A 13,592-nucleotide genomic window follows, 5' to 3' on the forward strand; every position below is an offset into this window, starting at 1 on the left:
TGACACCGTACCGTCGTCGACCTCGGCGTCCACCGACACGCCCTCGGCCTCGCATCTCCGGAGGCATCAGGCCGCTCCGGGGTCGTCTGCCTCCGGCTGAGGGGGAATGCCCTGCCTCCGGTCAGCGGCGGTCCTGGAAATGGAAGAACGGTCTGCGGGCGGAGCCGTCAGGGGGAGGAGATGCCGCAGGCCGCGGACACGAGGTGCAGCCGTGCCTGGGAGACCTGTGTCAGCGGCGGCACGAGCAGGGTCGCTACCCCGGCCTCGACAGCGGCGCCGTCGTAGCCAGAGCGGTCGCCGACCATCAGTGCCTCGCAGGACTGCACCCCGAGCGCGTCCAGGGCAAGGCGGAACATAGCGGGATCAGGCTTGCAGATGCCATGTTCGAAGGAGAGCACGAAATGGTCGATGTACCCGCCGAGGCCATTCTTGACGAAACCCGGGCGGAGATCGAAGTGGATGTCGCTGACAACCGCCAACTTCAACCCCGCTGCCTTCAGGGTTCTCAAAGTAGGCTCGGCGTCGACGGCAAAACGAGCATCAGTGGGGTCGGACAACGCCGCGTACATCTCCTGAGCCAGCGCAGAGTCGATACCGGCAGCGTTCACCCAGCGGTTGTAGCCCTGGCGGTGCGACTCGGGGGACGCGTCAGCCCGGAACCAGCCCTGCTGGACGTCCGGCCGCTCGCTCGCCGTGCTCAACGCCAAGCTGATCCGCCGCACCTGCAGCTCCGACGCATCACGTCCGAGCTGCCGCATCGAACGCTCTATCCACGAGGCACCTCTCGGACGCCCCTCGGCAGGACCCCACTTGGGGACGATGAGCGTTCCCACCCAGTCGAACAGGACGGCTTTGAAGAACGGCATGTCTCCCCTGAGGCAAGGAGGTCCAAGATCACGAGGAGGTTCCCACGGGGCGTTCGAGCAGTCAATCACGGCGCATCGCGCACGGTGCTTGCCCTCGACGACCGCCAAGAAATGATCTCCGTTGAGAAAACCTCACTGGGTGCGGAGCGGAGGAGGACGCCCGGGAAATCCTGACGGACGGCCGTCGGCCGCTTCGGCTCCACGGCACTCGGTAGACTCACCTTGTGATCATCAGCCCGGCGAATACGGACGACGTCGCGGACTTGGCCCGGCTCTTGTGGCTGGACACTCGCAAAGAGAAGCCAGATCAGCGGTCCGTTGACGCGTTCGCGGTGGAGCTCGCGCAGTGGTGGGCTGCAAACCGGCAGTCGCACTTGGCGTTCGTGGCTCGGCTTCTTCAACCGGAGATCGTCGGTATGGCCTGGGTCGCGCTCGTCCCTCGTGTACCGAGACCTGGAGCGACCAGTCGGCTGTCCGCAGACATCCAGAGCGTCTTCGTCATGCCGGAGCAGCGCGGCCAGGGGATCGGCTCGGCGCTGGTGGAGGCTGCGGCGGAGCATGCGACATCCCTCGGGTCCGTTCGCGTGACGGTCCACTCCGGCCGCACGGCAGTGCCGGTGTACGAACGGCTGGGCTTCGAGTCGTCTCGGCAGCTTCTCCAACGGGCGGTGTACCGAAGCATGGTGCAGACAGACGGATCCTGACGGTCGAGGACACAGCACCGACCAGCACGTTCCTTCTCGACCCGCGCGAGCCACCCGCCGGTGTCCTTGACGAGGCTCGCGGCCACGGGCCCGGATGTTCGGTGGGGTTCACCACCAGGCTGCGCCCGGCCGTTGAGCGGGGCCAGAAGCCACGTCAGCCGGTTGACCGCCCTGGTCGGCGCTGAGAACCGGGAGGTTGTGACCAGCGCCGACGCAACAACCCTCAGACGACGTCGAATTCGTTGCCCTCGGGGTCCTGCATGGCGGCGGCGTACTGCCCCATGTCAGGCTCGTCGTTGATTCGCAGCACGGTGGCACCAGCCGCGACCAGCCGTTCCACCGTGGCCTTGACCCGCTGCGTGCGGACGTCGAGCGGAACGTCGCGGCCCCCACCGACCTTCAGGTCGAAGTGCCACCGGTTCTTGGCGACCTTCGGTTCCGGAACCGGCTGGAACCACACCCTCGGACCGCGGCCCGCGGGGTCGACGATCGACTCCGGAACATCTCCGGCACCGGCCGGCAACTCCGCCTCGGGCACCCCCATCGCCGCCCAGTAAGCACGCCATGTGGCGTGGCCGCCCGGCGGAGGCTCAGGCACGTAGCCCAGGGCCTCCGCCCAGAACGCCACCATTCTTTGCGGATCGGAGCAGTCGATGGCCAGTTGCAGCATCATGTCCATGCGCTGACCGTCCCAGACAGGTCTGACACCCCTCAAGCGCCAGGGCCCGCCCCACCCGGCCCAGCAAACCCAAAGCGTTGACACAACCCGAACCCCACCGCAACACTGAACCCTCGTCACTTGAACCGATTCACGTTCGACGACGACGGCACACCCACCCCTCCCCCAATGCTCGCCGCAGGCGACCCGCGGGGATGACAACGTTGTCTGTCAACGTAAGACATCAAGGAGCCCGGACGTGGCCCAGCCCGCTCGACGGGGACGGCGTCCTTCCTGGAAGCACCCTTCCTGGAAGCACCGTTCCAGACATCCGAGACACCCGATCACCGTCACGGCCGCGGCCCTCGCCGGCGCCGTGCTGTCCGTGCTGCCGGTGCAGGGCGCCCTCGCACAGCAGGCGGCGGACGCTCCCGCGCACACCGCGTTCGCGACGTCGTTCGAGCCGGCCGATCCCGCTCCCGACTGGCAGGACACGGCCGACTCCACCGGCGGGCGGCCCGCGGTGTCGGGCGTCTACCCCGACACCGGTGCGGGCCTGCCCGGTTCGGTGATGGCCTCGGTTTCCGCGGTGACCGCGAGCGACGAGGTACTGCCGGACCACGGCGCCGCGCGGGCCACCGACGGCGACACCGGCACGTCGTGGCAGGCGGCGAGCACGACGCCGCAGCTGACACTGACGCTGAAGGCCGCCGCGCGCGTCACCACCTACTCGTTGTCGTCGGCATCCGACTGGCCGGAACGCGACCCCGGTTCCTGGACGTTGCAGGGGTCGACGGACGGTCAGCACTGGCAGACCGTGGACACCGAGAGCGGGCAGACGTTCAACGGGCGCTCCGAGACACGCCTGTTCAGCGTGCACCACCCGGGGGCGTACGACCGGTACCGGCTCGCGGTCACCGCGAACCACGGGGACGGGCACACGCAGGTCGGTGAACTGGCGCTGGCCGCAGCCCCGTCGGCGGCCACGGGCATGACAGCGTCGACGGGTGACGGCCCGGCGTCCAGCCCGACGGCGAAGACGCATGTGGGCTTCACCGGCACCCACGCGCTGCACTACGCCGGTTGGGCGCTCGACGCCCACGGCACCGCGCGGGACCGCATGTACCAGGTGTCGATCCCCGTGCACCACGACACGCAGCTGTCGTACGACATCTTCCCGGAGTCGACCGGCAAGGACCAGGGCTACCCGAGCTCGTTCGCCTCGGTCGACCTGGCGTTCAGCGACGGCACCTACCTCAGTTCGCTGGGCGCCACCGACCAGTACGGCAAGGCGCTGAGCCCGCGCGGCCAGGGCCAGGCGAAGGTGCTGCAGACCGACCAGTGGAACCAGGTCCTCGCCGACATCGGCAGGGTCGCGGCCGGCAAGACCATCACCCGCGTCCTCGTCGGCTACGACAACCCCGGCGGGCCCGCGCACTTCTCCGGCTGGCTGGACGACGTGCAGGTCGCCGACGCGCCGCCGTCCGACGACTGCGCGCACCCGTCGACGTGCGTGATCACCACCCGCGGCACCAACTCCTCGGGTGACTACTCGCGCGGCAACGACGTTCCGGCCACGGCGCTTCCGCACGGATTCAACTTCTGGACGCCGGTGACGGACGCGGGCAGCACCGGCACGATCTACGCCTACCAGCGCGGCAACAACGCCGCCAACGAGCCGGAGTTGCAGGCGTTCTCACTCAGTCACGAGCCGAGCATCTGGGTGCAGGACCACCAGACGTGGCAGGTGATGCCGTCGACGTCCGCGGCTCCGGCCACGGCCGACCGGGCGGCGCGCGCCCTGCCGTTCAGCCATGCCCACGAGACGGCCCGGGCGGACTACTACGCCGTGACGTTCGACAACGGGCTGCGGGCGGAGATGACGCCCACCGACCACGCGGCCGAGATGCGCTTCACGTTTCCCTCCGACAGCGGCAGCCTGATCTTCGACAACATCAACGACAACGGCGGGCTGACCATCGACCGCGCGAACGGCGTCGTCAGCGGCTACACGGACGTGGCCGGGTTCTGGGGCGCGCCTCGGATGTTCGTGTACGCGGTCTTCGACCGTCCGATGACGGGCAGCGGCACGCTTCCCGGCGGCGGCGGTGCGAAGGTCAGCGGCTACGCGGGTTTCGACCTGGGTGCGGACCGCCAGGTGACGATGCGGGTGGCCACCTCGGCGATCAGCCTGGACCAGGCGAAGCACAACCTGGACCTGGAGATCGGCGGCGCGGGCTTCGACCAGGTGCACGCGGCGGCGCAGAAGGCGTGGGACGACGCGCTGGGCGTCGTGCAGGTCGGCGGTGCGAGCCAGGACCAGCAGGTGAGCCTGTACTCCAGCCTGTACCGGCTGAACCTCTACCCGAACGAGCTGTTCGAGAACACGGGCTCCGCGGCCGCCCCGGTGTTCAAGTACGCCAGCCCGTACTCGCCCGGGACCGGGCAGCAGACGGACACGTCCACCGGCTCGGCGGTCAAGGAGGGCAAGCCGTACGCCAACGAGGGCTTCTGGGACACCTACCGGACCGCGTGGGCGCTGGACTCGCTGCTGTACCCGAAGCTGACCGGCGAGATGATCGACGGATTCGTGCAGCAGTACCGTGACGGCGGCTGGATCGGCCAGTGGACCGCCCCCGGCTATCTCGGGTTCAGCGGCACCAACTCCGACGCCGCGATCGCCGACGCCTATATGCGCGGGGTGACGAACTTCGACGTGCTCGGCGCCTACGAGGCCGCGGTGAAGGACGCCACGACGCCTTCGTCGGGGCTGAACGGCCGTCCCGACGTCCCGCACGCGACGTTCCTCGGCTACACGCCGCAGACCACCGGGTCGAGCGCGTCGGTGTCGCTGGAGGACTACCTGGCGGACTACGGCATCTCGCAGATGTCGCTGCAGCTGTACCGGACGGCGAAGGCCGGCGACCCGCACCAGCGGGAGTACCTGGACAACTACACGTACTTCAGGGATCGCGCGCAGCACTACGTCGACCTGTTCGACCCGGCCGTCGGGTTCTTCCAGGCCCGCAACGCGGACGGCACGTTCGAGCAGTCGCCGTCCGCGTACAACCCGCTGAGCTGGAACGCCACGGACTACACCGAGGGTGACGGGTGGACGTACGCCTTCGAAGTGCCCGAGGACGGCAACGGGTTGGCGAACCTCTACGGAGGCAGGGCCGGACTGGCCGACAAGCTCGACGCGTTCTTCTCGACCCCGGAGACCGCTCAGTACGGCGGCAGTTGGCTCGGTCCGTACCACGAGATGTTCGAGTCGCGGGACGACCGGATCGGGCAGTGGGCGTTCAACGACCAGCCGTCGATGCACGTGCCGTACATGTACGACTACGTGGGTCAGCCCGCGAAGGCGGCGGAGCACGTGCGGGACGCGGAGAGCCGGCTGTTCACCGGCAGCACCATCGGGCAGGGCTTTCCCGGTGACGAGGACAACGGCTCGATGTCGGCGTTCTACATCGACAACGCGCTGGGCTTCTACCCGCTGCAGGCGGGTTCGCCGACGTGGGCGATCGGCTCGCCCCTGTACGACCGGGTGACCCTCAGCCCGATCGGCGGCAAGAAGCTGACGATCACGGCGGACGGCAACTCGGACCGCAACATCTACGTGCAGTCGCTGCGGATCAACGGCCGCGGTTCGGACCGGACGTACGTGCAGCAGTCCGACCTGGCGGGCGGCGGGAGCATCGACTTCCGGATGGGGCCGCGGCCGTCGTCGTGGGGCACCAAGGCGTCGGACGCCCCGCCGTCGCTGACCGAGGGCTCGCAGGTGGCGAACCCGCCCGCGGACCTGACGGGTTCGGGCGGGGGCGAGGCGAGCGCGAGCGGCGGCACCGATCCGGCGGCGCTGTTCGACGACACGTCCACGACCGCGGCGACCTTCCCGGCCGGGCCGGCGTCCGTGTCCTACCGGTTCGACCAGCCGCGGCACGTGGACCAGTACACCCTGACGAGCGCCGCGCAGTCCGGCGGCGACCCGGCGGGCTGGACGGTCAGCGCTTCCGTGGACGGCACGCACTGGACGGTGGTGGACCGCAGGAGTGCCGAGCAGTTCAGCTGGCGGCAGCAGACGCGGGCGTTCACCCCGCAGAACGCGTCGGGCAGTTACCGGTATGTGCGCGTCGACTTCGACGCGCCTCCGGCGGGCGGGCAACTGAGCCTGTCCGAGGTGGAGTTCCTGGGACGTCACTGAGACGGCACACGTGTCCGGTCGGCCGGTCGGCCGGTCGGCCGGTCGGCCGGCCGGTCGGACACGTTGTTTCGGCGCGCGGGACGGCGGGCCCACGGGTGTCACGACCCGTGGGCCCGCCGCTGGTCGGGGCCAGGACGCGTCACGCCTGGTGCTCCGGAGTGCGCGGCGGATCGAGCGGCGAGGACGCGGGGGGCGCGCCGGCGGTGTGCGGGCGCGCACCCGGTCCCGACTGCCGGGTTCCGATGGCGACGGCGGCCAGCAGCGCGAGGACGACGACGGTGAACCAGGTGGTGGCGTCGGTCAGGCTCATGGCCAGGCTGGCAGCCCCGAGGCCGACCGGCAGCAGGGCCAGGCCCAGGTAGGAGGCGAGGAACAGGCCGGCGAGCGCCTCTCCGCGGCGGGCCGGGGCGGCGGTCTCGGCCACGTGGCCGACGGCGGACTTGAAGAGCACGCCCGCCCCCACTCCGGCGGTGATCCCGGCACCCAGGAACACCGGCAGACTGCCGAGGCGCATGCCGGCCGCGAGGACGGCCATGCCCACGGCCTGCGCGCCGAGTCCGAGGTACCAGCGGGTGCGCGCCCCGAGCCGGCTGGTGCCGATCTGCGCCAGGGCGGCGGCACCGAACACGGCGAAGACGACGACTCCGGCGAGCGCCCGCGACGGATGGTGCAGGCTGCCGCCCACGAAGCCGGGCACGACCGAGGTGAAGAGGCCGAAGACGGCCAGGGAGGTGAACCCCGCGGCCGACGCGGCCAGGTACCCGGGTTCTCCGCGCCCGGCTCCGACGCGCTGCGGGCGGTACGCCGGACGTGTGGCCGGCCTCGTGACGGTCTCCGGGGTCATGGCCAGGGCGGCGGCGGCGGCCAGCAGCAGCACGGCGAAGACGGCGTACGGCAGGCGGAGAGGCGCCCCGAGGTACTGCGCGAGCAGCCCGGCGACGACCGGGCCGAGGCCCAGGCCCCCGATGTTGGCCGCCGTCGACACGATCTCGAACCTGCGGGTGGAGGCGTCGGGCCGGTCGGCGTGGTGGAGTTCGTGCAGGTAGGCGGTCGCGGTGGCGGTCAGCATGCCGACGCCGAGGCCGGTGGCGAGGCGGGCGGCCACCAGCACCGGCAGCGCGGGCGCGGCCAGGAAGAGGGCGGCGGCCACCAGTTCCAGGCCGAGCGCGGCGGCCATCACCTTCCGCCGGCCCAGCCAGTCGGAGACGTGCCCGGCCAGCAGCAGGCTGGTGAGGACTCCGACGGCGTAGACGGCGAACACGAGAGTGATCGTGAACGTCGAGAAACCGTCGTGCGCCTGGTACAGGGGGTACAGCGGGGTGGGCACGGTGGAGAACGCCATGGCCGTCACGAACACCCCGGCGACGGTCCAGAACCCGGCGCCGTAGCGGCGGGCGGTGGTCGCGGTGGTCCGTGGGGACGTTCTCAGGGCCGATGTCGTCGACATCAGGGCACTCCGATCCTCGGCTCGTCAACGGTGGTCCGTCGGCGGTGGATCCGGGCCCGGGGCCCGGTCACCACCACCCCTGCCAACATGCGGAGTGCGCCGTTGTTTCCCCTACGGGCGAGATGATGGGAGATGATGGTCATCTCGACCACAGATGACCGGCCGGGGCGGGTGACGGGCCCGGAGCGGGCGACCGGCCCGGCGCTGACCGTCGTGAGAGGGCCGAAGGGCCCGTCCCGGCACGGTCCACGAGCCGGCCGGGCGGCTGGGAGGCGGCATGGATCTTCGTCAGATGGAAGTCGTCGTCGCCGTCGCGGAGGAGGGCGGGTTCAGCGCGGCGGCACGGCGGCTGCACGTGGTGCAGTCCGCGGTGTCGGGCACGGTCCGCGCGCTGGAGCGGGAGTTGGGTGCCGCGCTGTTCCTGCGCACCACGCACCGGGTGACGCTCACACCGGCGGGCGAGGCCTTCGTGCCGGCCGCGCGGGCGACGCTGCGCAGCGCCCAGGAGGCCAGGGCCGCGGTGGACCTGGCTCAGGGCGAGCTGCACGGGCAGATCACCATCGGCGTGATGCAGGGCCTGTACGCAGGGCTCGCGGAGGCGCTGGCGGACTTCCACCGCGAGCATCCGGGGGTGGTGGTGCGGCTGCGGCAGGCCCCGGCGGGCGAGGTGCCGCAGGCCCTGCGGGACGGGACGGTCGATCTGGCGGTGGCCGCACTGGACGGTCCGCTGCCGCGCGGGTTGCAGACCCGGCTGTTCTCCCGGGAGGAGATGGTGGTGGTGACCGCGCCGCCGGCGGACGCCCTGGCGGCCGAGGGTCCGCTGACGCTCGCCGAAGTGGCCGCGATGCCGCTGGTGGACTTCACCCCCGGTTGGGCGGTCCGGCTGGCGGTGGACCGGGCGTTCCGTGCCGCGTCCTTGGAGCGGACCGTCACCTTCGAGGTGAACGACCTGCTGGCCGCGGCGGACCTCGTCCGCCACGGCCTGGGGGTGTGTGTCCTGCCTCCGTCGCTCGCGGGCCACTTCCCCGAGCTGGCGGTGCGGCCGTTCGCCGCCCACGCCCCGTCGTGGACGATCAGGGTCGTCCATCCGCGCGGTGAACTGCCGCCCGCGGTGGCGGCGTTCGTGCGCCGCATAGGGCCGCGGTGAGCCGGGCCCGCGGCGACGCCGGGAAAGCCGCCGGGCCACGCCCGGGCGGGGGCGCGGCGCCGTCGTCGGGTCGGCCGGTGGCCGTCACACTCTGCGCCGGCCGGTCCACAGCGGTGTGACGATGGCGATGAGCACGGCGGCGGCTCCGACCTGGAGCCCGTGCCGGGTCCAGTCGATGCCGCTGGTGTGGGCGACGCCGAACGCTCCCGCGAGGGCGTTGCCGACCAGGCCGCCGATGATGCCGACCACGATGGTCGCCCACAGGGGTATCGGCTGGCGTCCCGGCAGGACGAGCTTGGCGAGCAGGCCGATGATGAGACCTGCGATGATCGCCCAGAGGATGGTCATGGTGGCCCTCTTCCCTTGTCGCGTCGGGCGGTTGATCCGGTCCGCCCGGCCGCCTCACCGGTCGGTTGCCCCGGCTCCCGCCCGTCATGTCCGCGGCCCGTACGGCAGTTCGGTCCCGGCACGGCGAACCAGCACGTCCACCGCGGCCGAGCGGCTCCGGGGCGGGGTGCTTGACCCTCACGTGGCGTCATGGCGCATGGTCGGTGGCGTGGAGGAACACCTGACCGTGGGACGCGTGGCCGAACTGGCGGGCGTGAGCGTCCGCACGCTGCACCACTACGACGAGATCGGGCTCGTGCGGCCGTCCGCGCGGACCCCGGCCGGATACCGGGCCTACGCGGCGGACGACGTGGAACGGCTGCGGGAGGTGCTCGCCTACAAGCGGCTGGGTTTCGGACTGCGGGAGATCGCGGATCTGGTGGACGACCCGGCCACCGACGCGGTCGTGCGCCTGCACCGGCTGCGCGGCCTGCTGCTGGAACAGCGCGACCGCGCCGCCGCGACGGTGACGGCCATCGACCGGGAACTGGAGGCCCGTGCCATGGGGATCAGGACGACGCCGGAGGAGCAACTGAAGATGTTCGGGGCGCAGTTGTACGAGTCCATCGGGTCCGCGTACCCGGCGACGCGGCGCACCGAGCCACGGATAGCCGCGCGGGTCTGGGACGCGCTGGGGGACGCGCGGACGGTGCTGAACGTGGGTGCCGGGACCGGTTCCTACGAACCGGCGGACCGTGAGGTCGTCGCGGTGGAGCCGTCCGCGGTGATGCGGGCGCAGCGTCCCGTGGGCGCGGCGCCGTGCGTGGCCGCGGCCGCGGAGCGCCTCCCGTTCGAGGACGGGGCCTTCGACGCGGCGATGGCGTTCAGCACCGTGCACCACTGGCAGGACCCGATCGCGGGGCTGCGCGAGATGCGGCGGGTGGCGCGGCGCGTGGTGGTGTTCACCCACGACGCCAGCGACGCCGGCTGGCGTCACCGGTTCTGGCTCACCCGGGACTACCTGCCGGAGGTGTCCGGCCTGGTCGCCGGCCGGCCCTCGGTGGATCAGCTGGCCCGCGCGATCGGGGCCCGCCTGGAACCGGTGCTCATCCCGTGGGACTGCGCCGACGGCTTCTTCGAGGCCTACTGGCGGCGCCCCGAGGCCTACCTGGAGGACCATGTGCGCCGCGCGGTGTCGGTGTGGACCAGGGTCGGGCCGGAGGCCGAGCGGCGGGCCGTGGACGCGCTCCGCGACGACCTGGCCTCGGGCCGCTGGGCCGGGCGCAACGGCGATCTCGTCGACCTCGACGCGGCGGAACTGGGCCTCCGCCTGCTGGTGGCCTGACCGGACCTGCACGTGACCGGACCTGCACGAAACGCGCAGGTGAGAGGCATCTCTGCGGAGTGGAAATGAAAACCACCCCCATCGTGTTGAGGAGGACATGGCACGCAACGACCTCCGCCCGATGATCACCCTCAAGTCCACCGCAGGCACCGGTTACACCTACGCGACCCGCAAGAGCCGCCGAAATGACCCGGATCGTCTTACCCTGCGTAAGTACGACCCCCGCGCGGGTCGGCACGTAGAGTTTCGAGAGGAGCGCTGAACGTAATGAAGCCCGGTATCCATCCCGAGTACCACCCGGTCGTCTTCCGGGACAGGGCGGGCGACCTCGCCTTCCTCACCCGGTCGACCGCGACCAGCGACCGGACCATCGAGTGGGAGGACGGCAACACCTACCCGGTGATCGACGTCGAGATCTCCTCCGCGAGTCACCCGTTCTACACCGGCAACCAGCGGGTCCTGGACACCGCGGGCCGCGTGGAGCGCTTCCAGCGCCGGTACGGCGGCAAGAAGGACTGACGCCGGCCGCGGTCCGGCCGGACCGCGACGGGCCCACCCTCGTGCGAACGGGGTGGGGCGAGCGACATGCCCGCCCCACCCCGTTCGCGTGCGCCGACCGTCTCAGAACGTCCAGCGCGTGTGGGAGTAGACACCGCCGTCGCGGCCGAAGCCGTACGCGGTCTCCGGCGCGAGCGCGAACACCGCCACCTGACCCGCGCGGATCGCGTCCCCCATGCCGTGGAACGTGCCCTCGGCCGAGGTCATGTGCGCCCCGTACTTCGCCTCGTACGCGCCGATCATCGCCTCCAGCTCCTTCGGGTCGGCGACCCGCCGGGCGGTGCCCTCCAGGATCAGGTCCATCCCCTCGGTCAGCGAGTTGCCTCCCGTGGTCAGCGCGCAGTGCCCGTCGTGGGCGAGGTTGCGCGCCTTCTGCTCGGTCTCGCCGGTCGAGAAGTACAGCGCTCCGGCGTGCCACGCGGCGATCAGCGGGGTGACGTGCAGGCGCCCGTCGGGCCGCACCGTGGACAGCCAGAAGATCTCGGCGGCCTCCATCCGCCGCTGGGCCTCGTCCCAGTCGGTCGCGGTGACCTCGCCGGCTCCCGGGCGCGGATTGAGCGCGGAGCTGTAGCGGGCGTCGAGTTCGGCGTGGGGCCGCTGAGCGGATCCCTGTGTCGGCATGGGGTCTCCTTCCTCTTGGGTCTAACGACCCTCCGCGCGCCGGGAAATCATCGGCGCGGCATCCGGGGCGTCGGGCGGGGCGGCGATTCGTGCGGCACCCGTGGTGATCGATAAGGTGCCTGGTCACGACCGATCCCCAGGTGGGGGCAGCCGGCCCCGGCCGACGGCTCAGGAGGAACGAGTGGCACAGATCATCGCCGAGGTCTCGCGGACGTTCAACGAGTACCTGCTCCTGCCGAACCGGACGCGCACCGACTGCTCGCCCGCGACCGTCGACCTGCGCACGCCCCTGGTGCGGCACCCCGTCGGCGAGGCGCCGGCCATCACGCTGCAGTCCCCCTTCACGTCGGCGATCATGCAGGCCGTCAGCACGCCCGAACTGGCCATCGCGCTGGCGCGCAACGGCGGACTCAGCTTCCTGCACCACAACCAGCCGGTCCAGGACCAGGCTTCCGCGGTCCGCCAGGTGAAGAACTTCAAGGCCGGGTTCGTCACGAGCGACACCAACGTGCGTCCCGACGACACGTTCCGTCTGCTGGCCGAGACCATGCGCCGCACCGGTCACAGCACCGCCGCGGTCACCGACGACGGAACCGCCACCGGCCGGCTGCTGGGCCTGGTGACCTCGCGGGACTTCCACCCGCAGCGCCACGACCTGGACGGACCGGTCAGCGCGCGGATGGTCCCCGTCGCCGGCCTGCCCCACGCCGGCGCCGACGTGACGCTCTCGGAGGCCAACGCGCGCCTGTGGGACGAGCGGCTGGACTGCCTTCCGGTGCTGGACGCCGAAGGGCGCCTGCAGTACCTGGTGTTCCGCTCCGACTACGCAGACAACAAGCGTTTCCCGCACCAGCTCGTGGACCCGGCCAAGCGCCTGCGCGTGGGTGCGGGAGTCAACACCCACGACTACCGGGAGCGGGTCCCCGCTCTGGTGGAGGCGGGTGCGGACGTGCTGTGCTTCGACTCGTCCGACGGCTACAGCGACTGGCAGGCGCAGGCGCTCCGTTGGGTGAAGGAGCACTACCCGTCGGTCCCGGTGGGCGGGGGCAACGTGGTGGACGGCGAGGCCTTCGCCTTCCTCGCCGAGGCGGGGGCGGACTTCGTCAAGGTCGGGGTCGGCGGCGGCTCCATCTGCATCACGCGGGACCAGAAGGGCATCGGCCGCGGCCAGGCCAGTGCCGTGCTGGACGTCGCCGCGGCCCGGGACGCCTGGTGCGAGCGCACCGGTGAGTACGTGCCGGTCTGCTCCGACGGCGGGCTGGTGCACGACTACCACGTGGCCCTGGCGCTGGCGATGGGCGCCGACTTCGTCATGATGGGCCGTTACTTCGCCCGCTTCGACCAGGCGGCCGGCGCGAAGCTGCCGACCCGCGACGGGTTCGTCAAGGAGTACTGGGGCGAGGGGTCGAACCGGGCCCGCAACTGGCAGCGCTACGGCCAGGGGGGCCAGGGGCTGCTCTTCGAGGAGGGCGTGGACGGCTACGTCCCCTACGCGGGCGACCTCGACGAGGGGCTGGCCCTGACCGTCGCCAAACTGAGGACCACGATGGTGTCCTGCGGGTCCACCACCCTGCCCGAGTTCCAGGCCACGGCCCGGCTGACCCTCGTCTCCGACCAGAGCTTCCAGGAGAGCCATGCCAACGTGACGGTCCGGGACGCCCCGGCGACGGTCTCCTGACGGCACGCCCTGTCAGTGGGCGGCCCTAGCATCGCGA

12 protein-coding genes are annotated in these 13,592 nt (G+C 71.3%); 7 read left to right on the forward strand and 5 right to left on the reverse strand.

Features of this window, described 5'->3' with window-relative positions; all coding sequences use genetic code 11:
• Positions 1-167: 167 nt before the first annotated feature.
• Positions 168-866 carry an HAD family hydrolase gene (locus tag BMW99_RS14605; protein ID WP_069465680.1) on the reverse strand — a complete coding sequence of 233 codons (699 nt, stop codon included), beginning with the start codon at positions 864-866 and terminating at the stop codon, positions 168-170.
• Between the two features lie 224 nt (positions 867-1,090).
• Between BMW99_RS14605 and BMW99_RS14610 the strand changes: the two genes are divergently transcribed.
• Positions 1,091-1,570, forward strand: coding sequence for a GNAT family N-acetyltransferase (locus tag BMW99_RS14610; RefSeq protein WP_069465679.1), 480 nt, complete (start codon positions 1,091-1,093; stop codon positions 1,568-1,570).
• A 223-nt stretch (positions 1,571-1,793) separates the two neighbouring features.
• Here the strand turns inward: BMW99_RS14610 and BMW99_RS14615 are convergent, their stop codons facing one another.
• Positions 1,794-2,249 carry a VOC family protein gene (locus BMW99_RS14615; RefSeq protein ID WP_069467347.1) on the reverse strand — a complete coding sequence of 152 codons (456 nt, stop codon included), beginning with the start codon at positions 2,247-2,249 and terminating at the stop codon, positions 1,794-1,796.
• A gap of 238 nt (positions 2,250-2,487) precedes the next feature.
• Between BMW99_RS14615 and BMW99_RS14620 the strand changes: the two genes are divergently transcribed.
• Positions 2,488-6,432, forward strand: coding sequence for a GH92 family glycosyl hydrolase (locus BMW99_RS14620; RefSeq protein ID WP_177226076.1), 3,945 nt, complete (start codon positions 2,488-2,490; stop codon positions 6,430-6,432).
• A 139-nt stretch (positions 6,433-6,571) separates the two neighbouring features.
• Here the strand turns inward: BMW99_RS14620 and BMW99_RS14625 are convergent, their stop codons facing one another.
• Positions 6,572-7,879, reverse strand: coding sequence for an MFS transporter (locus BMW99_RS14625; RefSeq protein WP_079138211.1), 1,308 nt, complete (start codon positions 7,877-7,879; stop codon positions 6,572-6,574).
• A 277-nt stretch (positions 7,880-8,156) separates the two neighbouring features.
• On the opposite strand from BMW99_RS14625, the gene BMW99_RS14630 reads away from it, so the two are divergent.
• Positions 8,157-9,026 (forward strand): LysR family transcriptional regulator, encoded by an 870-nt coding sequence (locus BMW99_RS14630; RefSeq protein ID WP_069462258.1) that lies wholly within the window; start codon positions 8,157-8,159, stop codon positions 9,024-9,026.
• A gap of 84 nt (positions 9,027-9,110) precedes the next feature.
• Here the strand turns inward: BMW99_RS14630 and BMW99_RS14635 are convergent, their stop codons facing one another.
• Positions 9,111-9,374: a GlsB/YeaQ/YmgE family stress response membrane protein gene (locus tag BMW99_RS14635; protein ID WP_069462257.1), complete on the reverse strand. Its 264-nt coding sequence runs from the start codon at positions 9,372-9,374 to the stop codon at positions 9,111-9,113.
• Between the two features lie 196 nt (positions 9,375-9,570).
• On the opposite strand from BMW99_RS14635, the gene BMW99_RS14640 reads away from it, so the two are divergent.
• From BMW99_RS14640 to BMW99_RS14650, 3 genes are all read left to right on the forward strand, one after another.
• Complete coding sequence (locus tag BMW99_RS14640) at positions 9,571-10,698, forward strand: MerR family transcriptional regulator (RefSeq protein WP_218108382.1); 1,128 nt, start codon at positions 9,571-9,573, stop codon at positions 10,696-10,698.
• A 97-nt stretch (positions 10,699-10,795) separates the two neighbouring features.
• Positions 10,796-10,960: a 50S ribosomal protein L33 gene (rpmG, locus tag BMW99_RS14645; RefSeq protein WP_075016923.1), complete on the forward strand. Its 165-nt coding sequence runs from the start codon at positions 10,796-10,798 to the stop codon at positions 10,958-10,960.
• A 5-nt stretch (positions 10,961-10,965) separates the two neighbouring features.
• Positions 10,966-11,217, forward strand: coding sequence for a type B 50S ribosomal protein L31 (locus BMW99_RS14650; protein ID WP_069462256.1), 252 nt, complete (start codon positions 10,966-10,968; stop codon positions 11,215-11,217).
• 102 nt (positions 11,218-11,319) lie between these two features.
• Here BMW99_RS14650 and BMW99_RS14655 read toward each other — a convergent pair whose 3' ends face one another.
• A complete protein-coding gene (locus BMW99_RS14655; RefSeq protein ID WP_069462255.1) occupies positions 11,320-11,877 on the reverse strand; it encodes a pyridoxamine 5'-phosphate oxidase family protein in 558 nt (185 codons plus the stop codon).
• A 181-nt stretch (positions 11,878-12,058) separates the two neighbouring features.
• Here BMW99_RS14655 and BMW99_RS14660 point away from each other — a divergent pair, with 181 nt between their 5' ends.
• Entirely contained in the window at positions 12,059-13,555 is a 1,497-nt protein-coding gene (locus tag BMW99_RS14660; RefSeq protein WP_069462254.1) for an IMP dehydrogenase, read from the forward strand.
• Positions 13,556-13,592 lie beyond the last annotated feature (37 nt).

The organism is Actinacidiphila rubida (assembly GCF_900110255.1).
Classification (GTDB): Bacteria; Actinomycetota; Actinomycetes; order Streptomycetales; family Streptomycetaceae; genus Actinacidiphila; species Actinacidiphila rubida.

Coding starts and splice junctions, on each gene's coding strand:
- BMW99_RS14605 (WP_069465680.1), bottom strand. CDS start 866: ATGCCGTTCTTCAAAGCCGTCCTGTTCGACTGGGTGGGAACGCTCATC.
- BMW99_RS14615 (WP_069467347.1), bottom strand. CDS start 2,249: ATGGACATGATGCTGCAACTGGCCATCGACTGCTCCGATCCGCAAAGA.
- BMW99_RS14625 (WP_079138211.1), bottom strand. CDS start 7,879: ATGTCGACGACATCGGCCCTGAGAACGTCCCCACGGACCACCGCGACC.
- BMW99_RS14630 (WP_069462258.1), top strand. CDS start 8,157: ATGGATCTTCGTCAGATGGAAGTCGTCGTCGCCGTCGCGGAGGAGGGC.
- BMW99_RS14635 (WP_069462257.1), bottom strand. CDS start 9,374: ATGACCATCCTCTGGGCGATCATCGCAGGTCTCATCATCGGCCTGCTC.
- BMW99_RS14640 (WP_218108382.1), top strand. CDS start 9,571: ATGGTCGGTGGCGTGGAGGAACACCTGACCGTGGGACGCGTGGCCGAA.
- rpmG (WP_075016923.1), top strand. CDS start 10,796: ATGGCACGCAACGACCTCCGCCCGATGATCACCCTCAAGTCCACCGCA.
- BMW99_RS14650 (WP_069462256.1), top strand. CDS start 10,966: ATGAAGCCCGGTATCCATCCCGAGTACCACCCGGTCGTCTTCCGGGAC.
- BMW99_RS14655 (WP_069462255.1), bottom strand. CDS start 11,877: ATGCCGACACAGGGATCCGCTCAGCGGCCCCACGCCGAACTCGACGCC.